Raw genomic sequence first — 23045 nt, forward strand, 5'->3', positions numbered from 1 at the left:
ACGTCTGTTGGCATACCACGACGGGGCTTCTGGCAAACAGTATCGCGGGCACTTCTGCCGTCCGGCGCTAGAGGTCGTCCGGCTCGGCCGGCGCCGACCGGCGGAAGGTGATGTCGATGGTGGTTCCGTCCGGAGTGCTGCTGATGTCCATCGTGGTGCTCAGGATGCGCATCAGCACCAGGCCGCGTCCGCTGTTACCGGGGTCCACCTTCGGTGTCTTCCACGAACCGGAATCGGTAATGCGCGCCCGGATCTCGGAATCGGCCGCCGTCACCTCGAGCACCATCATCCCGACGTTGTGTCCCCGGTACGCGTGTTCGACGCAGTTGGTGCACCCTTCGTTGATGACCAGCACGATGTCCTCGATCAACATGGCGCGCACCTCCACGTCGCGCAACCAGTCGGCGAGTTGATGGCGGATGTCAGCCAATTCCCCTGCGGCGGCCTCGCTTTCGATGCGCAGCGGTGTGTGCTGGCGGCGGTAGATCACCATCGCGACGTCGTCATCGTATCCCGCCGGCGGGGCCAGCTCCCGAAGAACGGCCTCGGCGACGGAGTCTAGAGGCAAGCTCATGGTTTCCACCAAAGAGACTGCAGCACGGTCGATTCCGTCGTCGATCGACTCGTGCTTGCGCTCCACCAGGCCATCGGTGAACAACAGCAGCGTCGAACCGTAGGGCAACAGCAGCGAGGCCTGGGGGCGGGGGTGTTCCCGGCGGACCGCCAGCGGCACCGAACGGGCATCGTTCAGCAGCGTCGTGCCGGACTCGGGGCGGGCGAGCATGGCGGGCATGTGGCCGGCGTTGCTGTAGTGCAGCAGCCCGGAATCGGTATCGAGCACCGCGAGGAAAACGGTGGTGCAGTAGGCATTTGGAATCAGCGAGGCGGCCGAGTCGAGCTGTTCGAGCAGCCGCGCGGGCTCGGCCCCGTTGATCAACAGCGCGCGCGCCGAGCTGCGCAGCTGACCCATGATCGCGGCGGCGGGCAGGCCGCGGCCTACACAGTCGCCGACGACGATCCCGATCCGCTGATCCGCGATCGGCAGCACGTCGTACCAGTCGCCGCCGATCTCCAGCGGTGGGACGGCGGGCTCGTAGCGCACCGCAAACCCAGCCAGCGGCTGGACGGGCGGCAGCATCGCGCGCTGCAGGGTCAGCGAGGTCTCCCGGGCGCTTTCGAATTGGCGCACATGCTGCATGGCCAGACTCAGGTGACCGATCAGGACCGTGACCAATAGTCGGTCCTCGGAGCTGATCCAACGCGGCGAGTGCAGCTCCAGCCACAGCGCGAGATCTCCGGCGCCGGAGAGCACTGCGACCAATCCCTGTGCCTTGCCGGGGTTCTCGGGCCGGTCGACGGTCTTGGCCGTCAGCGGCAGTTGGTGGCGGGCGTCGGAGAAGGTGTGGCGCAGCCACGGGTCGAGTTCGCGCCAGCTCGAGACGGCGGGCCCGCCCGCCGCCTCGACGGTCGGGTCGCCGTCGCCGCTGGGCCACGAGACGGCGACCACGCGCCGCACGTCGATCGCGGTCCGGCACTCGTCGAGCGTGATCGACAGCAGCTCGGACACGCTCTTGGCCACCGCCACCGCGGTGGCCAGCCGCAGCACCGCGGATTCCCTTGCCGCAAAGGCGCGTTCGGCGGTGATGTCGCGGATCGTCCCAACGTAGACGGCGTGGTCGCTGCCGGCTTCCTTGACCGCGTTGATGGTGACCGTCACCCACGCGAGATGACCGTCGCGGTGCCGGATCGGTGTCTCGTATTCGGCGCTGCCGTTGGTCCGGACCCGCGATTGTTGTTGCCGCGCAGTCTTTTTGTCGACCAGCCACGGGTGGGGCCAGCGGTAGGGCAGCCCGTCTTCGGGGTAGCCGAGGATGTCGATGAAGGCCTTGTTCATCTCGACCACGGAGCCCTCTTGGTCGGCGACGAAGAAGCCCTCCTGTAACGAATTCACCAGCGCGGTACGGAATTTGTCCCGATCGGCCAGACCTTCGGCGCGCGCGCGTTGTTCGGCGTAGCGCTTGGTGCCGTCGAGGAATCCGCGGGTCGCGACGTCCAGCGGTGCCAGCGTCTGCAACAGAAATTCGAGCGCGATCGGGGCGGCGATGTGAACGTCCTTCGACAGTTCGAGCACCAGCCGCACGTGTTTCTCGATGATGTCGAGCATGCTGACCTGCTCTTGCAGGGCGCGTCGCCCGAGTTCGTGGGCGATCGACAGGCTGTCCTCGTTACGCTCGGCGACGTAGCTCCTCAGCGCCGCGACGTATTCCGCGTGAAAGTCTTCGCTGCCGGTCATGTCGAGGCCCCCCGGTGACGCGCGGCGAGCACTAGGGCGTCGTCGGAGTCCTTGGCGTGCTTGGTCAGCATTACTTCGGCTATCGCGGTGGCCGGGGTAGCGAAGTCGATGTGCTCGATGTGGTCGTCGTCGATGCCGTCGGTCGCGATGACGATCAGGTCGCCGGCGCGCAGCGAAACCACTTGCGCCGGCCTGATTTCCGGTATCCGGTAGCCGACGATGCCGGCGGCCAGCCGCGCGCTGGATCGGATGTGAATGCCGATCGCGTCCTTGGCGACCAGGTTCGCGCTGACGTTGCCGACCCCGGTCCACGTCAGCGTGCTGCTCGCAAAATCGATCCGCGCCAGCGTCATCGCGGCGCCCCGGGTTCCGGACAGGACGCGATGGCAGAGCTGCACCAGGACCTCGACCCGTTCGCCCGGATTGCGCTGCAGCGCCTCGACGGCACGCATCGCCGCCGCGGCGGCGGGTGGGCCGTGGCCCAGGCCGTCGAACACCCCGAACAGCGCGGCGTCGTCGTCGATCGCGATCGCCATCGGCTGGTCACCGGAAGCATGCTCGCCCGGTAGTGGACGACCCGCGGTCGCCCATTCGATCGGGCCCAGCCGACCATTGTCACGCACGGTCATGCACGGGCCGGAACCCATTTCCACATCTCGATGGCGGTGCCGTGGCCCAGCGCGGATTCCACGATCAGCCGGTCCATCAGCCGTCGCGCGCCCGGCAAGCCCATGCCCAGCCCGCGGCCGGTCGAGTAGCCGTCCTCCATCGCCCGTTCGATATCGGCAATTCCCGGGCCGTCGTCTTCGGCACGAACGATGAGCGCCTTGCGGCCCTCCCGCTCGGCCACCTCGACCTTGACGGCGCCCCGGCCCGCGTAGCTGGTGATGTTTCGCGCGATTTCGGAGATCGCCGTGGAGATCATCGTGACGTCGGTCAGCGAGAATCCGAGTTCTAGTGCGAGCTCATGCCCTGCTTTGCGGGCTTCGACGATGTCGTCGGGGTTGTTGATAGCGACGACAATGTCACACGCCACCGTCGCGCCCGATCGTTGATTTACCCAGTCGGCCTTCGCGATTCAGCAGGGCAAGGCCTTCTTCGAGATCCAGCGCGGTGTTCATGTCGTCGAAGGTCAGTCCCAGCTGCACCATCGCGAACGCGACCTCTGGGGACAGCCCCACGATCACGGTCTCGGCGCCGCGCAGCCGCGTCATGTGCGCGATCGTGCGCAGCGAGCGGGCGGCGAAGGAATCCATCACGTCGATGGCGGTGACGTCCACGACGATGCCCTGGGCGCGGAACCGGCTGACCCGTTCCATCAGGTCTTCGCGCAGTTTCTCGGTGTCGGAGTCGGAGAGGGCGGCTTGCACCGTGGCGATAAGGATCGAGCCCTGTTTCAGGATGGGTACTGGCATGAGGCGCCTGCGCTAGTCGTGCTCACCCGGTCTGCTCGCCGGTGCGGGTGACCTCGTATCCCAGCAGGCGCTCGGCCTCCTCGATACCGCCCTGCAAGTCACCGACGGCGTTCATCTTCGACAGATCAAGCCCGATGGTGACCAGTGTCAAAGCGATTTCGGAGGACAGGCCGGTGATGATCACGCTGGCGCCCATCAGGCCGGACGCGTCCACGGTCTGCACCAGGTGGTTGGCCACGGTGGAGTCGATAGTGGGCACACCGGTGATGTCGATGACGACCACTTTCGCGCGGTTCGCGCGGATGGCCCGCAGCAACTGCTCGGTGACCTGGCGGGCGCGCTGGCTGTCGAGCACGCCGATGATCGGCAGAATCAGCAGCTGCTCGCGCACCTGCAGCACCGGCGTCGACAGCTCGCGGATCGCCTCCTGCTGCTGGCGGATGATGCGCTCACGTTCCTGCACGAACGACACGCCCACGGTGTTGGCGATGCGGTTCGCGGCCGGTTCGTAGGCGTCCAGCACCCGGTTGAGCATCTCGAAGTCGCTTTGATACTTCTCGAACAACGAGCGCGCCAGCACGTCGCGCAGCAGCAGCACGATGCCCAGCACCTCGTCGGTCTCGACACCCCGCGGGATGATGCGTTCCGACAGGTCACGCGCGTAAGCCTGCAGGGCCTCGACGCTACCGGTCTCGAGAACCTCGACATAGTTGTCGTAGACGGCGGTCGCCTCCGAGAACAGCTCCTCCGGCGTCATCGCCGTGAGCAGTTCCGCTTCGGTGATCCTGCGCGCCCATTCCTCGCGCAAAACGGTGCGATTCTGCCGCAAATGCTGCACTAGCTGCGGCAGCAGGCCCTCGCTGGAAATGCTGGCCGTCTGCACGGTGGCGCCGGTGCTGCTGAATTCTGACGGCGAATCTGACATTTGGCCTCCCGAGTGCCGCGTCGCAGTGCGCACGTTCTATGGGGAGACTAGCCTGGATTGTCGCGGGGCAGGTGTTGAGGTCTTCTTCTTCTCGCAGTTCGCAACGCAGGTTAGGCTTGCACCACACTTACGGCCCGGACGAAGGATCGCCATTGTCAGCTCCAGATTCGATTACCACGTTGGTTGCGGACCACGATGGGGTGTCCGTAGTCAGTGTCAGCGGTGAAATTGACTTGGTCACCGCTCCCGCCCTGGAACAAGCCATCGGTGCGGTGGTTGCGGAGGGTCCGACGGCACTGGTCATCGATCTTTCTGCGGTGGAGTTCCTCGGGTCGGTAGGACTGAAGATCCTGGCGGCGACCTACGAGAAGCTCGGGACCGCCGAGTTCGGCGTCGTTGCCCGCGGGCCGGCGACCAGGCGGCCGATTCACCTCACCGGCTTGGACAAGACGTTCCCGCTGTACCCGACGCTCGACGACGCGTTGACCGGAGTGCGCGACGGCAAGCTCAACCGCTAGCACCTGCCGCGCGCATCGCACGGCCGATGACCGGGGGATCCCCCCTACCCCGGCCGTGCCCGTCCGGTGCGATGATCACGACCATGGATGTCGATCATCCGAACGATCAGCAGTGGGACCACGAAGAACGCGGCGAAACTGAAATCGAACGGCTGGACCGCAATTGGAACAGCCTGCTGCAGGAGCTGCGCGTCGTGCAGACCGGCGTGCAGCTGCTCACCGGCTTCCTGCTGACCCTGCCATTCCAGCAGCGATTCGACATTTTGAGCGAGCCCATGCGGATGGTGTACCTGGCCACGGTGGGATGCTCGGTCACCGCGACGGTCCTGCTCATCACGCCGGTGGCGATGCACCGAATGCTGTTCCGGCGCCACCTGCTGCAGGTGCTGGTGTCCGCGGCACACCGATGCGCCCTCGCCGGGCTCGCGACGCTCGGTTTTGCGCTCAGCGGGGTGACGATCATCGTCTTCGCCGCGGTGTCCGGACGCGGCGCCGGCCTGGTCGCCGGGGCGTGTGCGCTGGCGCTGTTCACGGTATTCTGGCTGATCGTGCCGCTGACCCTGCGCGGCGCCAAGATCGAGTGAGCCGGCGTCAGGGGCTCACTGCGAGCCCGGTGATCGGCGTGAAGTCCAGCTGGTCAAGCAGGTTCCGCGCGTCGGAGTAGACCGGCGACGCGCCCGCCGCTCGCAGCTCCGCCTCGGAGATACCCCCGCTCAGCACCCCGATGCACTCCACGCCTGCCGCCCCCGCGGCGTGCGCGTCCCACACCGCGTCGCCGACGAACACGGCCTGACCGGCCGGCACGCCGGCGCGATCCAGCGCGACCTCCACGATCCCGGGCTCGGGTTTGGCGGTATCGACGTCACGCGAGGACGTTGTCGCCGCGATGACGTCGTCGCAGCCGAGCACCTTGCGCAGAATCTCCAGTTCGTCCTCGGGCGCGGAGCTGGCCAGCACCACCTGCAGCCCCAGCTCGGCGACCCGGTGCAACAGATCCTGCGCCCCGGGCAGCGGTTTGAGCAGGGGCGTTAGGTCGCGATAGTAGCGGCTGTGGGCGTCGCTGAGGCGGTCCTGCACGTCGTCCGGGGCGTCGTCGGACAGTGTGCTCACCAGCTTTGAGCCGTCCATGCCGATGCAGCGGTGCAGCTGCCACGCCGCGACCGGCACGTCCTCGTCGGAAAATGCGCGTTGCCACGCGTAGACATGCAGATAGTTGGAGTCGACCAGGGTGCCATCCACGTCGAACAGCACGGCGGGAGCGTTCATCGCAGCCGCATACCCGGCTTTGTGCAGGTTGACACGGGGAGAGCGGCCCCGCGCTCCATGAATTTGCGGGGGCGCAAGTTTTTAATATTCCCTCAGTGTGGGGCGCAGCCGAACTGGGTATCGCCTGTGCCACGGGCGAGCACAGGTAAGTGGGTCAGCCCGCGATCGAGCAGGAGGTAGCACCTATGGCGACCGCAACTGATTACGACGCACGCCGCGCGCCCGACCCCGAGATGTCCGACTCGAGCACTATCCGCGAGTTGGCTCCCAGCGGCACTGCCAAGGTCGTCGACGACGATCCGAGCGACGTGGTGTTTTTCGAGGCGCCCGACGCGGATCTGTCCGGCGAAGAACTGTCGGTGACGGTGGTTCCGCAGCGCACCGACGAGTTCACCTGCTCGAGCTGCTTCCTGGTGCAGCACCGCAGCCGGATGCGTGTCTCCGGCTCGGGGCTTCCGGTCTGCGCCGACTGCGCGTAGTGAGGCTGCCTGCGGGGAGTAGGCAGCGTCAGTAGCATTGGGTTATGCGCGGAACACTGGCGTTCGACGGCCGATGCGGCATGTGCACGCGGGTGGTCAACCGGCTGGCGCAGTGGGATCGGAGAGGCTGGTTGCGGATCGAGCCATTCCAAACGCCGGAGATCGCCGAACTGCTCGGCGTCACCGACGACCGGTTCACGGAGTCCGCGTGGTGGTTGGACTCTTCCGGGGAGATCTTGGCCGGCGCCCATGCGATGAACGCGGCGTTGTCCGCCGCGCTGGGGACGCGGGCGCCGATGTGGTTCTACCGGCTGCCCGGTGTCGGGTGGCTGCAGAACCTCGTCTACCGCTGGGTGGCGACGCACCGATATCACTTCCGCGGCGTGACGCCGCTCTGCGAGGCCCAGCCCGAGCGGTGCGCCTAGGCTCCCGTGAATTATGTTGCTGTGCAATTGTTTCCATACTTAACTCCGGGCTTGTGTTGAAATCTTAAGCGCGCGGGCCTAATTCAGGCCTGAACCCATTCGCGGTTACACACTCGGCAGCATCGGGTGACGGTCGCCCAGTCCGGTTCGCTATCGGTCGGCCGCCGGACCAGATGCGTGCACTCGTCACCGCACCCAGGACACGCGCAGATTGCACCGTAGGGCTCGGCGCCCTGTCCACTCATCAGCTGAAGGTTCTCCGCGCGGGTGAACGGCACGATCTCCAGCAACTCCGGACGCGGCCCGCTGTCGGGCCTGTCGAGCCACAACAGGCCGCAGACGACCATCACGACCGCCGAGAAGATGGACAGGATGCACAGCGGAATGTCCCACGGCCAGTTCGGCGGGATCGGGGTGAGGACCAGCACCACCATGATCGCGGTGAGCAGAAAGCTAATGATCGCGCCGGGTTTCGCGAATCGATAGCCGTCGACGCTCATCGCGTCCCACGTGTCGATCTGCATCTGACGCTGTGCGATCTGCGTCAGCGTCGGATGATCCGGGAATTCGGGCACGCCGTCGCGCAACCGATCAGGATCCCCCGCGCTGGAGGTCGGACGCACCGACGACATGCCAGCAAAGTCTAACCGGCTGTGATTACCTCGGCCACCTGGTGCATCTAGCGCCGTCGCGGTAGGCGCGGCGCCTGCGTCACCGGTCTTGGTTTTCGGACAGCACCCGTTGCTTCTGCTCGGCGATCACCTGGGCGAGATATTCCGCCTTGGCGCAGCCGTAGTAGGCGGCGAATTGCAGTGCCAATTCATCCAATTCGTCGAACGAGACGTCGCCGCTCTTCAGCGCCGCGTACAGCCGACGCCGACCCGGGCTACGCCAAGGACCTGGAGCTGATCCTTAACGGGGTGATCTTCGGATTCCTCGGGCGCTTCACCGAGGGAGAGATCGACGTCACCGGGATCGTGCCCGGCATCGAGCGGACGGTGTTCTGGCTGACCGCCGCGTACGAAGAGAAACCGGTCAACCGCTAGTCACCGGGGGCGGCACCACGTGTCGGTGGACACAGCAAATGGTGTCGAACGCCACCGAGTCACGGTGTGGCTCGCGCCACAACGCGTTAACACCCGCGCACAGGCCATATTCCAATAATTCTCTCAGCGGTAGCTCAGCGAGGAATTTGTAACGTCGGGCGGCTGTGAGCAACTACTTATTTCGCGGATCAGTGCGATTGGAATGCGCGGCGGGTGGTCGGGGGCGCCGCACGGTCTTGAAGGGAAGTTGAAACGTTGACTGCTGTATTGGATTTCGCGTTGCTGCCGCCGGAGGTGAATTCGGCGCGAATGTATTCGGGATTGGGATCGGGCTCTTTGTTGATCGCCGCATCCGGATGGAAGTCGCTGGCCGCCGAATTGCGTTCGGCCGCCTTGTCGTATGGCGCCGTGCTCGCGGCGTTGACCGAGGAAGAATGGCACGGGCCCGCCTCGGCGGCGATGGCCGCGGCCGCAACACCTTTCGTGGCGTGGACGAATGCCACCGCGGTGCAGGCCGAGCAGACCGCCCTGCAGGCTGAGGCCGCCGCAGCGGCCCACGAGACCGCGTTTGGGGCGACCGTGCCGCCGCCGCAGATCGCGGCCAATCGGACGCGACTGGCCGTTCTGAAAGCCGGCAACCTGCTGGGGCAGAACACGCCGGCGATCGCCGCTACCGAGGCGCAGTACGGGGAGATGTGGGCTCAGGACGCCGCAGCGATGTATGGGTATGCGGCTTCCTCGGCGGTCGCCGCTGAGCTGGCGCCAATCGGAACACCACAGGAGATCGTGGCTACCGCCGGGGTGGCTGAGCAGATGGCGGCGGTGGATCGAGTGGCGGCCGAGTCGGCGGGCGCGGGCCGAGAGACGTTGTCGCAGTTGACCGCGACCGTGCCGCGCGAATTGCGGTCATTGGCGTCGCCGTCGTCGTCGATGGAGTCGGGTGGGTGGAATCCGTTCGCGCCGGGCTCGGCCGGTGACACCACCGGCATCAATGGGGTGTTCAATGCGATGTTCGGCCCCGATACGGCGTTCGGGCAGTTCGTCAACGCCAACATTTGGAACACCATCTTTGGGTCCGGGTTCTACCTGCCGAGCAATTTCCTGGGCACCGGCGCGGACTTCATCGGCCTGAGCCAGGCGGCAGCGCCTGCGGCGGAAAGCGCCGCGGCGACCGCTGCCGCCGCCGGGGCGGGGGAAGCCGCGGCAGCCGCGGGCAACGCCATCTCGGCGGAGTTGGGCAAGGGAGCCCTCGTCGGCCCGCTGTCGGTACCGCCGAGCTGGACCGCCACCGGACCGCTCAGCCCACTTTTCCCGGCGCTCGGCGCGACACGCATGATCGCCCCACCGCCCGTCGTCGCCGCGGGCATGCCCGGGCCCGGCATGTCCGGCCAGGGTTACGGCGGCGGCCCCCGATACGGCTTCAGGCCCACCGTCGTCGCCCGTCCACCCGCCGCGGGATAACGGTGATCCCGACACTGGATTTCGCCGCACTTGCGCCCGAGGTCAATTCCGGTCGAATGTATTCGGGCACGGGCCCCGGTCCGATGCTGGCGGCCGCGTCCGCGTGGAACGGGTTGGCCGCAGAGTTGCGGGCCGCGGCGCTGGGTTATCGCTCGGTGCTCGAGGAGTTGAGCGCGCGATGGCACGGCCCGTCTGCGGCGGCCATGATGGCCGCGGCCGCACCATATGTGGTGTGGCTCAATACCGCTGCGGCGCAGGCTGAACTCACCGCCCTGCAGGCCGAGGCCGCCGCGGCTGCTCACGAGGCAGCGTTCGCGGCCACCGTGCCTCCGACTGTGGTCGCGGCTAACCGCACTCGATTGATGATGCTGATCGCGACCAACCTGCTGGGCCAGAACACGCCCGCTATCGCGGCCACGGAGGCCGCGTACGCGGCGATGTGGGCTCAAGACGCGGCAGCCATGTACGGCTACGCGGCCGCCTCCGCGGCGGCTACCGAGCTGACGCGCTTCGACCCGCCGGAGTCGACCACCAACCCCGCCATGGCTGGCTGGAATCCGTTCGCGCCCGGCTCGGCGAGTGACACCACCGGACTCAACGGCTTGCTCAACGCTCTGTTCGGCACCGATACGGCCTTCGGACAAATGGTCAACAGCAATATCTTGAACACCATCTTCATGCCGGCGTTCTACATGCCGTCGAAATACCTGGGCACCGCGACCAAGCTCGCGAGCCTGACTCAGCCGGCTGCCACTGCGGCGGCTGCGACCGCGAATGCAGCCGCGGATGCCCTGGGAAGCGTTGCGCCAGTGGGTAATTCCGTCGCCGCAGTGATCGGACAGGGTGCCCGCGCCGGTTCGTTGTCGGTGCCGTCGAGCTGGACCGCCAGCGCGTCGCAACCCGGCCCGCCGGCTCTGGCCGGGGCGCCGGTTACGGTGCCGGCCGCAGAGGTGGAAAGCCCGCCGCCGATTCCCGGGGCGGCCAGATGGGGGACTCAAGGCGAAGGGCGTGCCCGGCCTCAGTACGGCTTCCGCGTGACCTTCGTCGCCCGCTCGCCAGCCGCGGGCTAGCGATGCGACGGGTCACCAGTGGAAAAACTGGTCGGGGTGGCGGGATTTGAACCCACGGCCTCTTCGTCCCGAACGAAGCGCGCTACCAAGCTGCGCCACACCCCGCCTGAAGCCACGACAGCGTATCGCACCGGCCCGTTGCCGTGCCAAACCGCTGGCCAATAGCTAGGCCCAGGCGCAGTCTCGCTCGAATTCGACCAGCGCCGCCGCGGGCTCGGCGAGGTCGAGCCCCTGCCCGCCGACCCACTGGTCGTCGAAATACGTGTCGGCGTAGCGGTCGCCGCTGTCGGCGAGCAGCGTCACCACCGAACCGCTGCGGCCGGCCGCGACCATCTCGGCCAGCAGCCCGAAGGCGCCCCACAGGTTGGTGCCGGTCGACGGACCCACCCGCCGCCCCAGCACGGCGCTGACATGGCGGGCGGCCGCGATCGACGCGGCGTCGGGCACCGAGACCATGCGGTCGACCACTCCGGGCAGAAACGACGGCTCCACGCGAGGCCTGCCGATGCCTTCGATGCGCGACGACGCGGTCATCACGATGTCGTCGCGGCCCTGCGCGTAGGAGGGAAAGAACGCCGAGTTCTCCGGGTCCACGACGCACAACCCGGTCGCGTGCCGCCGGTAGCGGATGTAGCGGCCGATCGTCGCGCTGGTGCCGCCGGTGCCCGCGCCGACGACGATCCACTCCGGGATCGGGTGCTGCTCGTCGTGCATCTGGGCGAAGATCGACTCGGCGATGTTGTTGTTGCCGCGCCAGTCGGTGGCGCGCTCGGCGTTGGTGAACTGATCCAGGTAGTGCCCGCCGGTCTCGCGCGCCAGCCGCTCGGCCTCGGCGTACACCTGGCTCGAATTCTCCACGAAATGGCAACGGCCACCTTGTGATTCGATCAGTGCCACCTTCGACGAGCTGGTACTCGCCGGCACCACGGCGATGAACGGCAGGCCCAACAGCGACGCGAAGTACGCCTCGGAGATCGCCGTCGAACCCGACGACGCCTCGACGATCGTGGTGCCCTCGCCGATCCACCCGTTGCACAGCGCATACAAGAACAGCGACCGCGCCAGCCGGTGCTTGAGGCTGCCGGTGATGTGCGTCGTCTCGTCCTTGAGGTACAGCGCGGCGCCGGCGTCGCCGCCCCACGCCGACGGAAGCGGGTAGCGCAGCAGGTGGGTGTCGGCGCTGCGGCGGGCGTCGGCCTCGATCAGCCGAACCGCGTTGTCGGCCCAACCGCGGTCCTGGCTGCGGACCGCGACCTGGGTCCGATCGCTCAACGCAGTGAAGCCGCCGGATGCGTGCGGCCCAGATCGCTGCGGGAGTCCCGTCCGCCCGTCGGAGCCGCGATCAGGGTCAGCAGCGTCGCCTCGGGGCGGCAGCAGAAGCGCACGGGCGCGAACGGCGAGGTGCCGATGCCGGCCGAGACATGCAGCGCCATGTTGGCGCCCCAGCGCGACGGCCCCTTGGCCCGGGTGCGGTCCAGCCCGCAGTTGGTCACCAGGGCGCCGTAGAACGGCAGGCACAGCTGCCCGCCATGGGTATGGCCCGCCATCACCAGTTGGTAGCCGTCAGCGGCGAAGCGATCCAGCACGCGCGGCTCGGGCGAATGCGTCAGGCCCAGCCGCAGATTGGCCGCGGGGCTGGCGGGGCCCGCGATCGCGTCGTAGCGGTCCCGGTCGATGTGGGGGTCGTCCACGCCCGCCGCGGCGATGTGCAGGCCGGCCACCTCGAACTCGCGGCGGGTGTGGGTGAGGTCGAGCCAGCCGCGCTCGGTGAACGCCGCGCGCAGATCCTGCCAGGGCAGCGGCTCGCCCTTGATCCGGTGCGACGGGTTGGTCAGGTAGTGCATCGGGTTCTTCAGGCGCGGACCGAAGTAGTCGTTGCTGCCGAAGACGAAGACGCCCGGCCGGGACAGCAGGTCGCCGAGCGTCTGGACGACCGCAGGCACGGCCTTCGGGTGCGCCAGATTGTCGCCGGTATTGACGACCAGATCGGGCTCCCAGGCGGCCAGCTCGCGCAGCCAGGCCTGTTTGCGGCGCTGGGTGGGCAGCATGTGGAGGTCGCTGAGATGCAGCACGCGCAGCGGTGTGGATCCCGGCGACAACACGGGCATCGTTATCTCGCGGAGCACGAACGCGTTGCGCTCGACGACCGCGGCATAACCGACGCCGGCGACGGTCGAACCAAGCGCGACGGCCCCGGCGCGAATCAGGGTGGGCAGGACGTCAGCCATACAGGCAGCTTACTGCCGGTCGAACACTCAAGACGCATCTCCTGCGCCGCGTTGTTATGGAGGCGGCTGGCCGGGCGGGGGCGGCGGGGGCGCCAGCAGCGGGATGGTGATCGGTGGCAGGCCCGGGATTTCGACGACCTGCGATCCGACCGGCACCGGCCCGCCCTCGGGCGGTGGCGGCGGCGCCGGCGGGATGCCGTTGCTGGTTTGGATCGTGATGATCGAGCCGGGGATCGTTTGCCCGCTCGGCATCGTCCCGATCACTTCGCCGGCCTTCGCGGTGCTATTCACGGCGTTGGGTTGATCGGCGACCTGGAAGCCCGCCTGCTTGAGGCGGGAGCGCGCCAAGTCCAGATCCAGACCGGCGACGCTGGGCACCCGTCCGGCCGGCGAGCCGTCGACGTACCGGGGGTCGGTCGGCGGCAGCTTGATGTCGCCGAAGCTGGTGGCGATCGGCTTCATCGCGGTGAACCAGGTGCGGGCCGGCTCGTTACCGCCGTACAGGTCGCCCTCGCCGCAATGACGCAGCGGCGACGAGCACAGGTCGGTCGGCGTGGTCGAGTCGTCGTAGATGTAGTTGGCGGCCGCGTAGTGGCTAGTGAAGCCGACAAACCCGGACGAACGGTGCGCCTCGGTGGTGCCCGTCTTACCGGACACCGGCAGATCCCACCCCGCGGCACCCGCCGAGCCCGACGCCGTGCCCCCGCCGGTGGCGTCCTTGCTCATCGCGTTGGCCAGGGTGTTGGCCAGCCCCTCGGGCACCACCTGATCGCAGGTCTCGGTGGTGACCGCCACCTCATTGCCGTTGCGGTCGATCAGCTTGTCGATCGGGTTGGGCGGGCACCACGTGCCACCGGAGCCCAGCGTGGCCGCGACGTTCGACAGCTCCAGCGCGTTCACTTCGATCGGGCCGAGCGTGAACGACCCGAGGTTCTGCCGCTTGACGAAGTCGGCCAGGCTCTCGTTGCTGTCCGGGTTGTAGTCGCGCGCGGTGCCCGGGTCGGCGTAGGACCGCAGCCCGAGCTTGACCGCCATGTCGACCGTGCGCGTCACGCCGACCTGGGAGATCAGCTTGGCGAACGCGGTGTTGGGCGAGGTGGCCAGCGCGTCGGTCACGTTCATCGAGCCCCGGTAGTTGCCGGCGTTCAGCACACACCAGGTGTCCTTGGGGCAGCCTTTGGCGCCGCCGGAGCCCAGGCCCTTGGCCTGGAACCGCCCTGGCACCTCGAGTGTGGCGTTGGTGCCCATCCCCATGTCCAGGGCGGCCGCCGTGGTGAAGATCTTGAACACCGAACCCGCACCGTCGCCGACGAGCGAGAACGGCTGCGGCCGCATCGTCTGGCCGGCGTCCATGTCCAGGCCGTAGGTGCGGTTACTGGCCATCGCCATGACCTTGTGCGACGTCTTGCCGGGCTGGATCACGCTCATCACGCTGGAGATGCCCGGCAGGCTCGGACTGGCGAACTTGTCGATGGCCGCCTTCACCGGGTTCTGTACGTCGGGGTCCAGCGTCGTGCGGATCAGGTAGCCGCCGCGGGACACCTGTTCCTTACTGATCCCCGCGCGGGACAGGTAGGACTGGACGTAGTCGCAGAAGAAGGCGCGATCGCCCGCCGCGATGCAGCCGCGGGGTAACTCGTTGGGCTGCGGCAGGATGCCCAGCGGCGTGGTCTTGGCGGCGCGCAGGGCGTCGGCTTCCTGGGGCAGGTTGTCGATCATGGTGTCCAGCACCAGATTGCGCCGCGCCAGCGCCCCGTCGGGGTTGGTGTACGGGTTGAGCGCGCTCGTCGACTGGACCATGCCGGCCAGCAGGGCCGCCTGCTGCCAGTTGAGGTCGGACGCGTTGATGCCGAAGTAAGTCTGCGCGGCGTCCTGTACCCCGAACGAGCCGTTGCCGAACGAGACCAGGTTCAGGTAGCGCGTCAGGATCTCCGGCTTGCTGAACGTCTTGTCCAGCGTCAGCGCCATCCGGATCTCGCGCAGCTTGCGTGCGGGGGTGGTCTCCACGGCCGCGCGCTTCTCGGCGTCGGTCTTCGCGGTGACCAACAGTTGGTAGTTCTTCACGTACTGCTGCTCGATCGTCGAGCCACCCCGGGTGTCGACGTCGCCGGACGCGTAGCCCGCCAGCCCGGTCAGCGTGCCCTTCCAGTCCACCCCGTTGTGGTAGGCGAACCGTTTGTCCTCGATGGAGACGATGGCCAACTTCATCGTGTTGGCGATCTTGTCGCTGGGCACCTCGAACCGGCGCTGCTCGTACAGCCACGCGATGACGTTGCCCTTCGAATCGACCATCGTCGACACCGCGGGCACCTGTGCCTCCAGCAGCTGAGCCGATCCGTTGGCGACGACCTCGGAGGCCCGGTTCGACATCAGGCCCAGACCGCCGGCCAGAGGGAACATCAGGGCCGTGGCGACGACGCTTGCCAACACGCAGCACCCCGCCAGCTTGAGCACCGTGAGGACTGCCGGCGGCCGGTCTGACATGCGTCCTAGAGTAGCGGCCCTTAGAAATCTGGACGTCCCCTCAAGTTCGCGGGAATTTTCTTTGCGCGGGGGCGCCATCCTACCCACGCTTCTGACCAGGCAGTTTGTCGCGTTCGTCGGGATTGTTCGCGCTCGTTTTACTGATCAGCCATGAATTAGTGGTGGCCGGTCTCGGATCTCCGCTTAAGATTTTGTACGAGACGGGACGCGCGTCCCAAAAAAAGCGTTATGAGACTGTTGCGCAATTGGCACCTGACCACCTAACTTATACAGACGGTGAGATTCAGGTAACACGGATCTGCACAGTGTGGCGTGGATCGCAGCGAGGGTAAGGACCCAGCAGGAGGGCGGTCGCCAAGCCGCGACCGGGAGGAAGGGAACAGCTCGTGTCAGGAACACGATCAACCGCGCGTCGGACCAACATTTCGGCAGCACAGGGGGTGCTCCGGAGTGTGGAGGCGGAAGACCGGATCGCTTGGGTCTCCCAGGCGTTATGCCGGACTACCGATCCCGACGAACTATTTGTTCGAGGAGCGGCGCAGCGGAAGGCCGCGGTCATCTGCCGGCACTGCCCGGTAATGCAGGAATGCGGCGCAGACGCGCTGGACAACAAGGTTGAGTTCGGTGTCTGGGGAGGCATGACCGAACGTCAGCGCAGGGCATTGCTCAAGCAGCACCCCGAGGTCGTGTCGTGGTCCGACTTCTTCGACAAGCGCAGAAGCCGCGGAGTCATTTAGTCCCCAATTTGCGACTGGATCTATCGCCATCGGCGGTAGATCCAATCCGCGTGTGGGGGCTTGGGCTAGCCGTTGTTCATCATTACGAAACTGTTACAAACGGGAGCCATCGGGCCCTAATCAGAGTCGCGTCTAATAAGCGGCCTGAGCCCGACTGCGTTGTACTAGATGGGATTTCGCGCCCGAGGGCTGGTTCGTTACCCAAATGCGTAAATTTCGCCAGACTGATCTGGCTACCGCGCAGCGCGCGCAACGACCCGCTAAGGCGCTGGTCAGCGGCTGTTATGCGGGTGCACTCGTCGCCGGCGGCGACCTAACTGGACTGGATTCAGTCGCCCGATACGCTGGCCGCGTCGTCGTCGGCCGCGGTGATCTGGTCGGCAAGGGCACGCAGAGCTTCCAGGTCGGCGACGTCGAACGGCAGCGACGGAACACCGATGATCGGCACATTCGGGTTGGCTCCGGTGAACCGGGATAGCAGCCGGACCTCGCGCTTGGCGGTCTGCCCGCGGTCGGCGTGAATCTGCAGCACGGCCGAAGTGAGCGAGTTGGCCTGCGGGTCGTTCCCGGCCGCCAGGGTTTCGCTTCCGTCAATTGCGCGTTCGACGGGCAGCGCACACAGCATCGGGTGAGTGCGATTCAGGATGAGCCCCGCCAGCGGCATGCTCTCCTGCTGCAGCCGGTCGACGAAGAAGGCCGCCTCGCGCAGCGCGTCGGGTTCGGCCGCCGAGACCACGACGAATTGGGTGCCGCGCCGCTTCAGCAACGCATACGTGCGGTCTGCCTTTTCCCGCCAACCGCCGAAGGTGGCCTCCAGTGACTGCACGAAAGATCCAATGTCACTGAGCAATTGGGAGCCCATGATGGTGGACAGCGCCTTCATCGCCAAACCCATTGCGCCGGTGACCAATCGGCCGATGCCGCGGCCCGGTGCGAGCAGCAGGCGCCACAGTCGGCTATCCATGAAGCTGCCCAATCGCTTTGGCGCGTCTAGGAAATCGAGCGCGTTGCGCGACGGGGGAGTATCCACCACGATCAGGTCCCAGCGGTCCTGCCCCAGTAACTGGCCGAGCTTCTCCATCGCCATGTATTCCTGCGTGCCGGCGAGCGACGTGGCGACCGTTTGGTAGAACTGGTTGTTCAGCAGCGACTGGGCCCGCTCCGGGCCGGAATACTGCTCGACCATCTCGTCGAAGGTGCGGCGCATGTCGAGCATCATCGCGTGCAGCTCGCCGGACACCTCGGGCGCCAGCGGGACCCGCTGCGGGGTGTTGCCAAGGTCGTTGACTCCCAACGCCTGAGCCAATCGCTTGGCCGGGTCGATCGTCAAAACGCATACCGTGCGGCCATATTCGGCCGCGCGCAGCGCCATCGCGGCAGCGGTGGTGGTCTTGCCGACACCACCGGCGCCGCAGCACACCACGACGCGGTTGGCGGTGTCGGCCAGGATTGCGGCCATGTCAAGTGTTTTCGGCTTGGCGATCATCGAACTCCCTGCTGCGCAAGAGATTCCGAAAGTTCGTAAAGGCTACCGAGGTCGACGCCGTCGGAGATGGCGGGCAGCTCCAGTCGCGGCACCTTGAGCGCGTCGAGCTGCTGGGCACTCTCGGCGCGTGCGGTGATTCTGATTGCGTGCTGGATGGTTTCGGTCAGCAACCCGGCGAAGTCGGCGTCGTTGAGCTCGATGCCCGCGGCCTTCAGGCCGGCTCGCACCGAGTCCGCGTCGACGTCACCCTCGGCGGCCTTCGCCAGATCACGGGTCTCCAGATACGACGGGATGTTGCGGTTGACGATCACGCTGCCGATCGGCAGCCCCAGCTCGGAGAGTTCCTCGATGGCTTCCAAGGTCTCCTGGATCGGCAGTGTTTCCAGCAGCGTCACCAGGTGGATGGCGGTCTGGTCGGAGTGCAGCAGCTTCACCACGCCGTCGGCCTGCGAGTGCACCGGCCCGCCCTTGGCCAAGTCGGACACCGCCTTCGTGGTGTCGAGGAAGCGCGAAATCCGGCCCGTCGGTGGGGAATCCACGACCACGGCGTCATAGACCGGGAGCTTGTTCTTGTCGCGGCGCACCACCGCCTCCTTGATCTTGCCGGTGAGCAGCACGTCGCGCAGCCCGGGTGCGATCGTCGTGGCGAACTCGACGGCGCCGATGCGGCGCATCGCGCGCCCGGCGATACCGAGGTTGTAGAACATGTCGAGGTATTCCAGAAACGCGGCCTCGATGTCGATCGCCAGGGCGTTGACCTGCCCGCCCCGCTCGGCGGTCGCGATCTTGACCTCTTCGTAGGGCAGCGGTGGGACGTCGAAGAGCTGCGCAATGCCCTGGCGCCCCTCAACTTCGACGAGCAGGACCTTGCGGCCCCCGGCGGCCAGGGTGAGCGCCAGCGCGGCCGCGATCGTCGACTTACCCGTGCCGCCCTTGCCGGTGACGAAATGCACCCGGGCCTTCGACAAGCGCGTCGGCCACCCGACGGAGTTACCGCCGCTCGATCTGTTTGCCACCATCGCATGCTAGCCCGAGCCCGTTGGCCGGCCAGCGGGCCGGATAAGCTCGCGGGCATGAGCCAACCGACCGCGTGGGAGTACGCCACGGTTCCCCTGCTGACGCACGCCACCAAGCAGATCCTCGACCAGTGGGGCGAAGACGGCTGGGAGCTGGTCGCGGTGCTGCCCGGGCCCACCGGCGAGCAGCACGTGGCCTACCTGAAGCGCCCCAAGTAAGACGACGGGCAAGGGATGACCGCCTCAGAGCGGCTTGCCCAGCTCGGCATCGAGCTGCCCGACGTGGTTCCGCCGCTGGCGTCGTATGTTCCGGCGAAGCGCACCGGCAACCTGGTCTACACGGCCGGCCAGCTGCCCATGCAGGGCGGCAAGCTCGCCGGCATCGGCAAGGTGGGCGCCGAGGTCAGCCCCGAGGACGGCAAGGCGCTGGCGCGCCTGTGCGCGCTGAACGCGTTGGCGGCGGTGCATGCGCTGGTGGGCGTCGACGCGGTGACGCAGGTGGTCAAGGTCGTCGGGTTCGTCGCCTCGACGCCGGGCTTCAACGGGCAGCCTGGCGTCATCAACGGGGCCTCCGACCTGCTGGCCGAGGTGTTCGGTGACGCCGGAATCCACGCCCGCTCGGCGGTCGGGGTGTCCGAGCTGCCCCTGGATGCGCCGGTGGAAGTCGAGCTGATCGTGGAGGTCGGCTGACGGCCGTGACCGAAGCCGCCGAGTCGTTGAGCCATCCCGCATACGCCAAGTTGCGGGCGGTTACCGACACGGCCTCGGTCCTGCTGGCCGACAACCCGGGGCTGTTGACGCTGGAGGGCACCAACACGTGGGTGCTGCGCGGCCCGCGCAGCGACGAGCTGGTGATCATCGACCCCGGCCCCGACGACGACGAACACATCGCCCGGGTCGCCGCCCTGGGCCGGATCGCGTTGGTACTGATCAGCCACCGGCACGGCGACCACACCGACGGCATCGACAAGCTGGTCGAGCTGACCGGGGCGACGGTGCGGTCGGCCGGTAGCGGCTTTCTGCGCGGGATGGGTGGTCATCTCACCGACGGCGAGGTGATCGACGCCGCCGGCCTGAAGATCAAGGTGATGGCGACCCCCGGCCACACCGCCGATTCGCTGTCGTTCCTGCTCGAAGATGCAGTGCTGACGGCGGATACGGTGCTGGGCCGCGGCACCACCGTCATCGACAACGAGGACGGCAGCCTGGCCGACTACTTCGAATCGCTGCGGCGGCTGGGCGGCTTGGGCCGTCGCACCGTATTGCCCGGGCACGGCCCCGATTTGGCCGACATGGAAGCCGTCGTCGAGGAGTACCTGAACCACCGTCAGCAGCGTTTGGATCAGGTGCGGTCGGCGTTGGGCGACCTCGGCGAGGACGCCACGGCCCGCCAGATCGTCGAACACGTCTACGTCGACGTTGACGAAAAGCTATGGGACGCAGCCGAGTGGTCGGTCCAGGCGCAGCTGGATTACCTGCGCCGAGACTGAAGCTCGGCAGGAGAAGTGGCCCGCGCTTACCTGGCCCGGCGGGCCAGTCTCTCGGAGTCCGAGATCAGGACGCTCTTGCCCTCCAACCGGATCCAGCCGCGGTGGGCGAAGTCGGCCAGCGCCTTGTTCACCGTCTCCCGGGAGGCGCCGACCAGCTGGGCGATCTCCTCCTGGGTCAGGTCGTGGGTGACCCGCATGGCGCCACCCTCCTGCGTGCCGAAGCGCTGTGCCAGCTGCAACAGCTGCTTGGCGACCCGGCCCGGAACGTCGGTGAAGATGAGGTCGGCCAGGTTGTTGTTGGTGCGCCGCAGCCGCCGGGCGAGCACCCGCAGCAACTGCTCGGCGATTTCGGGGCGATCGGCGATCCACGCCCGCAGCGCATCCCGGTCCATCGACACCGCCCGCACCTCGGTGATGGTGGTGGCGCTGGACGTCCGTGGGCCCGGGTCGAAGATCGACAGCTCGCCGAACATGTCCGACGGTCCCATGATCGTCAACAGGTTCTCCCGGCCGTCGGGTGAGCGCCGACCGATTTTCACCTTCCCCGAAACGATGATGTAGAGCCGGTCGCCCGGCTCCCCTTCCGCGAAAACGGTGTGCCCCCGGGGGAAGTCGACGGGTTGTAGCTGCCTGGTCAGTGCCGCGACTGCGCCGGGTTCAACCCCCTGGAAGATTCCGGCCCTAGCCAGGATCTCGTCCACGTTGCCTCTTCAGCTTTCCAACGATGTGATATGTCCGGCCAACCCCTCAGCCTTTGTGAAGTCTAGAGGTGGGCCAATGTTGTCCAACGTGCCAACGCTACACACGATTGACGTGTCTAGTCGCATCAAATTGCCGATTGGCGGGCGAATCCGCGTGTATTCGCACCGGCATCAATCGGCCCGTGTAGGGGTCGGTCAAGTCGATGGCAAACATCGACTCGGCGTGATGCCGCCCGGTCAGCGCCTTGGGCGCCGGCGCGGCGGCCAGCTGCTGGGCCTCGCGTTGATGCAGGTATTCCAGCGCTTCCGTGATGCCTTCCCGGGCCAGCGTGCGCACATCGACAGCCTGTGCGTGCTCGAGGAACTCGTCCACGTCGGCCGTCGAGACCGACTCACGGGCGAGTTCTCTTTCGAGCCGCCCGAGACCGAGCGCCGCCAGCATGAGCAGCCCGGGGATTAGGGCCACCAGCAACCATGACACAAGGAGAGTAAACATGGCCAAGGTCTCAGCCAGATCACGAAATCAGTACTCTGTCGTAGGTGACAGCGGCAAAGGCGTCTCGACGCTCGAAATCCTCGCCGACCACGCCTGATCCCGCGCTTGCCCGGCGCTTCTCGAAGGAAACTCGCATCGGTTTGGTGCGCCGCGCGCGCCGGATGAATCGCATACTGGCGCAGGCCTTTCCGGACGCTCACTGCGAGCTGGACTTCCGGACGCCGCTGGAACTGGCGGTGGCCACCATTCTTTCGGCGCAGAGCACCGACAAACGGGTCAACCTGACGACGCCGGCATTGTTCGCGCGATATCGGTCGGCGGTGGATTACGCCCAGGCGGACCGCGCCGAGCTGGAAGAACTCGTCCACCCCACCGGCTTCTTCCGTAACAAGGCTTCCTCGCTGATCGGCCTGGGGCAGGCCCTGGTCGAGCGGTTCGACGGCGAGCTGCCCTCGACCATGGACGAGCTCGTGACGCTGCCCGGGGTGGGGCGCAAGACCGCAAATGTCATCTTGGGGAACGCCTTCGACATCCCCGGACTCACCGTCGATACCCACTTCGGGCGGCTGGTGCGGCGGTGGGGATGGACGACTGAAGAGGACCCCGTCAAGGTCGAACACGCCATCGGCGAACTGATCGAACGCAAGGAATGGACCCTGCTCAGCCACCGGGTGATCTTCCACGGCCGCCGGGTGTGCCACGCCCGCAAGCCCGCATGCGGTGTCTGCCTGCTGGCCAAGGACTGCCCGTCGTACGGCGCGGGCCCCACCGATCCACTGCTGGCCGCGCCGCTGGTGCAGGGCCCCGAAACCGAGCACCTGCTGGCCTTGGCCGGGCTGTAACGCGGGCCGGCGAGGGTGACTCCCAGAACCCGCTGGACGATCGCGATCCTGGCCGTGGTGGCCGCACTGGTCGCGGCGCTGGTGGCCCAATTGCGCGACACCGGCGAGCCGAGCGCCGGCACCCAGCCCGCGACCGGCCGCGTCCATCGCGATGCCGATACACCGGCCGCTCTGGCCGGGCCGCGTGCCCGCGCGAACCTGGCGCCCTGTCCGCCCCTCGCCGCGGGCTCCGGCCCGGAAGCACTCCGCGGCGTGACGGCGGAATGCGCCGCCGACGGATCCACCGTCGACGTGGCCCGGGCGCTGGCGGGGCGCAAAGTCGTCCTGAACCTGTGGGCCTATTGGTGCGCGCCGTGCACGGCCGAACTGCCCGCGATGGCCGAGTATCAGCGCCGCGTCGGGCCCGACGTCCTAGTGGTCACGGTGCACCAGGACGAGAACGAAACGGCCGCGTTGCTGAGGCTGGCCGAACTGGGGGTTCGGCTGCCCACGCTGCAGGACGGCCGGCGCTCGATCGCCGCCGCATTGCGGGTCGCAAACGTGGTGCCCGCGACCGTGGTCCTGCGGTCGGACGGTAGCGTTGCGCAGACGCTGCTGCGGGATTTCGCAAGTGCCGACGAGATCGCGGCGGCGGTCGGACACGACTGATGAGCCGGCTTGGCAGCCC

At 67.2% G+C, this 23045-nt stretch carries 26 protein-coding genes, 1 tRNA gene and 2 pseudogenes; 13 read left to right on the plus strand and 16 right to left on the minus strand.

What is annotated here, in order from left to right:
- Window positions 1–67: 67 nt before the first annotated feature.
- The 5 genes from MRAB57_RS09790 to MRAB57_RS09810 are packed head-to-tail and all read right to left on the minus strand — an operon-like array spanning window position 68 to window position 4633.
- Window positions 68–2293, minus strand: a complete 2226-nt coding sequence (locus MRAB57_RS09790) for a SpoIIE family protein phosphatase (protein ID WP_077087387.1) — start codon at window positions 2291–2293, stop codon at window positions 68–70.
- Window positions 2290–2922, minus strand: coding sequence for a SpoIIE family protein phosphatase (locus tag MRAB57_RS09795; protein ID WP_425436737.1), 633 nt, complete (start codon window positions 2920–2922; stop codon window positions 2290–2292). The genes MRAB57_RS09790 and MRAB57_RS09795 overlap by 4 nt, the downstream gene beginning before the upstream one ends.
- Complete coding sequence (locus tag MRAB57_RS09800) at window positions 2919–3329, minus strand: anti-sigma regulatory factor (protein ID WP_077087388.1); 411 nt, start codon at window positions 3327–3329, stop codon at window positions 2919–2921. Before MRAB57_RS09800 ends, MRAB57_RS09795 begins: the two co-directional genes overlap by 4 nt.
- Entirely contained in the window at window positions 3319–3708 is a 390-nt protein-coding gene (locus MRAB57_RS09805) for an STAS domain-containing protein (RefSeq protein ID WP_077087389.1), read from the minus strand. Before MRAB57_RS09805 ends, MRAB57_RS09800 begins: the two co-directional genes overlap by 11 nt.
- Before the next feature lie 22 nt (window positions 3709–3730).
- Window positions 3731–4633 (minus strand): STAS domain-containing protein, encoded by a 903-nt coding sequence (locus MRAB57_RS09810; protein ID WP_077087390.1) that lies wholly within the window; start codon window positions 4631–4633, stop codon window positions 3731–3733.
- A gap of 152 nt (window positions 4634–4785) precedes the next feature.
- Here MRAB57_RS09810 and MRAB57_RS09815 point away from each other — a divergent pair, with 152 nt between their 5' ends.
- Together MRAB57_RS09815 and MRAB57_RS09820 are read left to right on the plus strand one after the other, a co-directional pair.
- Window positions 4786–5151 carry an STAS domain-containing protein gene (locus tag MRAB57_RS09815; RefSeq protein ID WP_108637915.1) on the plus strand — a complete coding sequence of 122 codons (366 nt, stop codon included), beginning with the start codon at window positions 4786–4788 and terminating at the stop codon, window positions 5149–5151.
- 83 nt (window positions 5152–5234) lie between these two features.
- Window positions 5235–5735 (plus strand): DUF6328 family protein, encoded by a 501-nt coding sequence (locus MRAB57_RS09820; RefSeq protein WP_077090509.1) that lies wholly within the window; start codon window positions 5235–5237, stop codon window positions 5733–5735.
- Window positions 5736–5742: 7 nt separating this feature from the next.
- Here the strand turns inward: MRAB57_RS09820 and MRAB57_RS09825 are convergent, their stop codons facing one another.
- Complete coding sequence (locus MRAB57_RS09825) at window positions 5743–6417, minus strand: HAD family hydrolase (protein WP_077087392.1); 675 nt, start codon at window positions 6415–6417, stop codon at window positions 5743–5745.
- A 185-nt stretch (window positions 6418–6602) separates the two neighbouring features.
- On the opposite strand from MRAB57_RS09825, the gene MRAB57_RS09830 reads away from it, so the two are divergent.
- Together MRAB57_RS09830 and MRAB57_RS09835 are read left to right on the plus strand one after the other, a co-directional pair.
- A complete protein-coding gene (locus MRAB57_RS09830; protein WP_077087393.1) occupies window positions 6603–6896 on the plus strand; it encodes a DUF4193 family protein in 294 nt (97 codons plus the stop codon).
- A 44-nt stretch (window positions 6897–6940) separates the two neighbouring features.
- Window positions 6941–7321: a thiol-disulfide oxidoreductase DCC family protein gene (locus MRAB57_RS09835; RefSeq protein WP_077087394.1), complete on the plus strand. Its 381-nt coding sequence runs from the start codon at window positions 6941–6943 to the stop codon at window positions 7319–7321.
- Between the two features lie 83 nt (window positions 7322–7404).
- Here the strand turns inward: MRAB57_RS09835 and MRAB57_RS09840 are convergent, their stop codons facing one another.
- Window positions 7405–7953: a hypothetical protein gene (locus tag MRAB57_RS09840; RefSeq protein WP_077087395.1), complete on the minus strand. Its 549-nt coding sequence runs from the start codon at window positions 7951–7953 to the stop codon at window positions 7405–7407.
- Window positions 7954–8032: 79 nt separating this feature from the next.
- Window positions 8033–8191: pseudogene (locus MRAB57_RS09845) on the minus strand (carboxymuconolactone decarboxylase family protein); the annotation flags it as partial.
- On the opposite strand from MRAB57_RS09845, the pseudogene MRAB57_RS09850 reads away from it, so the two are divergent.
- From MRAB57_RS09850 to MRAB57_RS09860, 3 genes and pseudogenes are all read left to right on the plus strand, one after another.
- A pseudogene (locus MRAB57_RS09850) lies at window positions 8191–8367 on the plus strand (TetR/AcrR family transcriptional regulator); the annotation flags it as partial. The pseudogenes MRAB57_RS09845 and MRAB57_RS09850 overlap by 1 nt on opposite strands.
- 255 nt (window positions 8368–8622) lie before the next feature.
- Window positions 8623–9828 carry a PPE family protein gene (locus tag MRAB57_RS09855; RefSeq protein WP_077087396.1) on the plus strand — a complete coding sequence of 402 codons (1206 nt, stop codon included), beginning with the start codon at window positions 8623–8625 and terminating at the stop codon, window positions 9826–9828.
- Between the two features lie 14 nt (window positions 9829–9842).
- Window positions 9843–10898, plus strand: coding sequence for a PPE family protein (locus MRAB57_RS09860; protein WP_077090510.1), 1056 nt, complete (start codon window positions 9843–9845; stop codon window positions 10896–10898).
- A gap of 28 nt (window positions 10899–10926) precedes the next feature.
- Here the strand turns inward: MRAB57_RS09860 and MRAB57_RS09865 are convergent.
- From MRAB57_RS09865 to ponA2, 4 genes are all read right to left on the minus strand, one after another.
- Window positions 10927–11003 (minus strand) — tRNA-Pro (locus MRAB57_RS09865).
- A 60-nt stretch (window positions 11004–11063) separates the two neighbouring features.
- Window positions 11064–12170, minus strand: a complete 1107-nt coding sequence (gene cds1 / locus MRAB57_RS09870) for an L-cysteine desulfhydrase Cds1 (protein ID WP_077087397.1) — start codon at window positions 12168–12170, stop codon at window positions 11064–11066.
- A complete protein-coding gene (locus tag MRAB57_RS09875; RefSeq protein WP_077087398.1) occupies window positions 12167–13126 on the minus strand; it encodes a metallophosphoesterase in 960 nt (319 codons plus the stop codon). Before MRAB57_RS09875 ends, cds1 begins: the two co-directional genes overlap by 4 nt.
- Before the next feature lie 54 nt (window positions 13127–13180).
- A complete protein-coding gene (ponA2, locus tag MRAB57_RS09880; protein WP_077087399.1) occupies window positions 13181–15610 on the minus strand; it encodes a transglycosylase/D,D-transpeptidase PonA2 in 2430 nt (809 codons plus the stop codon).
- A 386-nt stretch (window positions 15611–15996) separates the two neighbouring features.
- Between ponA2 and MRAB57_RS09885 the strand changes: the two genes are divergently transcribed.
- A complete protein-coding gene (locus MRAB57_RS09885; protein WP_077087400.1) occupies window positions 15997–16347 on the plus strand; it encodes a WhiB family transcriptional regulator in 351 nt (116 codons plus the stop codon).
- 328 nt (window positions 16348–16675) lie between these two features.
- Here MRAB57_RS09885 and bagB read toward each other — a convergent pair whose 3' ends face one another.
- Window positions 16676–17833 carry an ATPase BagB gene (gene bagB, locus MRAB57_RS09890; protein WP_077087401.1) on the minus strand — a complete coding sequence of 386 codons (1158 nt, stop codon included), beginning with the start codon at window positions 17831–17833 and terminating at the stop codon, window positions 16676–16678.
- Complete coding sequence (gene bagA, locus MRAB57_RS09895) at window positions 17830–18852, minus strand: ATPase BagA (RefSeq protein ID WP_077087402.1); 1023 nt, start codon at window positions 18850–18852, stop codon at window positions 17830–17832. Before bagA ends, bagB begins: the two co-directional genes overlap by 4 nt.
- 54 nt (window positions 18853–18906) lie before the next feature.
- Between bagA and sp36 the strand changes: the two genes are divergently transcribed.
- Genes sp36 through MRAB57_RS09910 form a run of 3 tightly spaced genes read left to right on the plus strand, consistent with a single transcriptional unit; the run spans window position 18907 to window position 20339 of the window.
- Window positions 18907–19068 carry a Sp36 family protein gene (gene sp36, locus MRAB57_RS09900; protein WP_096443360.1) on the plus strand — a complete coding sequence of 54 codons (162 nt, stop codon included), beginning with the start codon at window positions 18907–18909 and terminating at the stop codon, window positions 19066–19068.
- Window positions 19069–19083: 15 nt separating this feature from the next.
- Entirely contained in the window at window positions 19084–19539 is a 456-nt protein-coding gene (locus MRAB57_RS09905; protein WP_077087403.1) for a RidA family protein, read from the plus strand.
- A 5-nt stretch (window positions 19540–19544) separates the two neighbouring features.
- Window positions 19545–20339 (plus strand): MBL fold metallo-hydrolase, encoded by a 795-nt coding sequence (locus MRAB57_RS09910; RefSeq protein WP_077087404.1) that lies wholly within the window; start codon window positions 19545–19547, stop codon window positions 20337–20339.
- A 26-nt stretch (window positions 20340–20365) separates the two neighbouring features.
- Here MRAB57_RS09910 and crp read toward each other — a convergent pair whose 3' ends face one another.
- A complete protein-coding gene (gene crp, locus MRAB57_RS09915) occupies window positions 20366–21040 on the minus strand; it encodes a cAMP-activated global transcriptional regulator CRP (RefSeq protein WP_077087405.1) in 675 nt (224 codons plus the stop codon).
- A gap of 97 nt (window positions 21041–21137) precedes the next feature.
- On the minus strand, window positions 21138–21536 hold the full coding sequence (locus MRAB57_RS09920) for a hypothetical protein (protein ID WP_245836083.1): 399 nt from the start codon (window positions 21534–21536) through the stop codon (window positions 21138–21140).
- Between the two features lie 161 nt (window positions 21537–21697).
- On the opposite strand from MRAB57_RS09920, the gene nth reads away from it, so the two are divergent.
- On the plus strand, window positions 21698–22378 hold the full coding sequence (gene nth, locus MRAB57_RS09925) for an endonuclease III (RefSeq protein WP_108637916.1): 681 nt from the start codon (window positions 21698–21700) through the stop codon (window positions 22376–22378).
- 15 nt (window positions 22379–22393) lie between these two features.
- Window positions 22394–23026, plus strand: a complete 633-nt coding sequence (locus MRAB57_RS09930) for a TlpA family protein disulfide reductase (protein WP_077087407.1) — start codon at window positions 22394–22396, stop codon at window positions 23024–23026.
- Window positions 23027–23045 lie beyond the last annotated feature (19 nt).

The organism is Mycobacterium rhizamassiliense (genome assembly GCF_900157375.1).
In the GTDB taxonomy this organism is placed as follows: Bacteria; Actinomycetota; Actinomycetes; order Mycobacteriales; family Mycobacteriaceae; genus Mycobacterium; species Mycobacterium rhizamassiliense.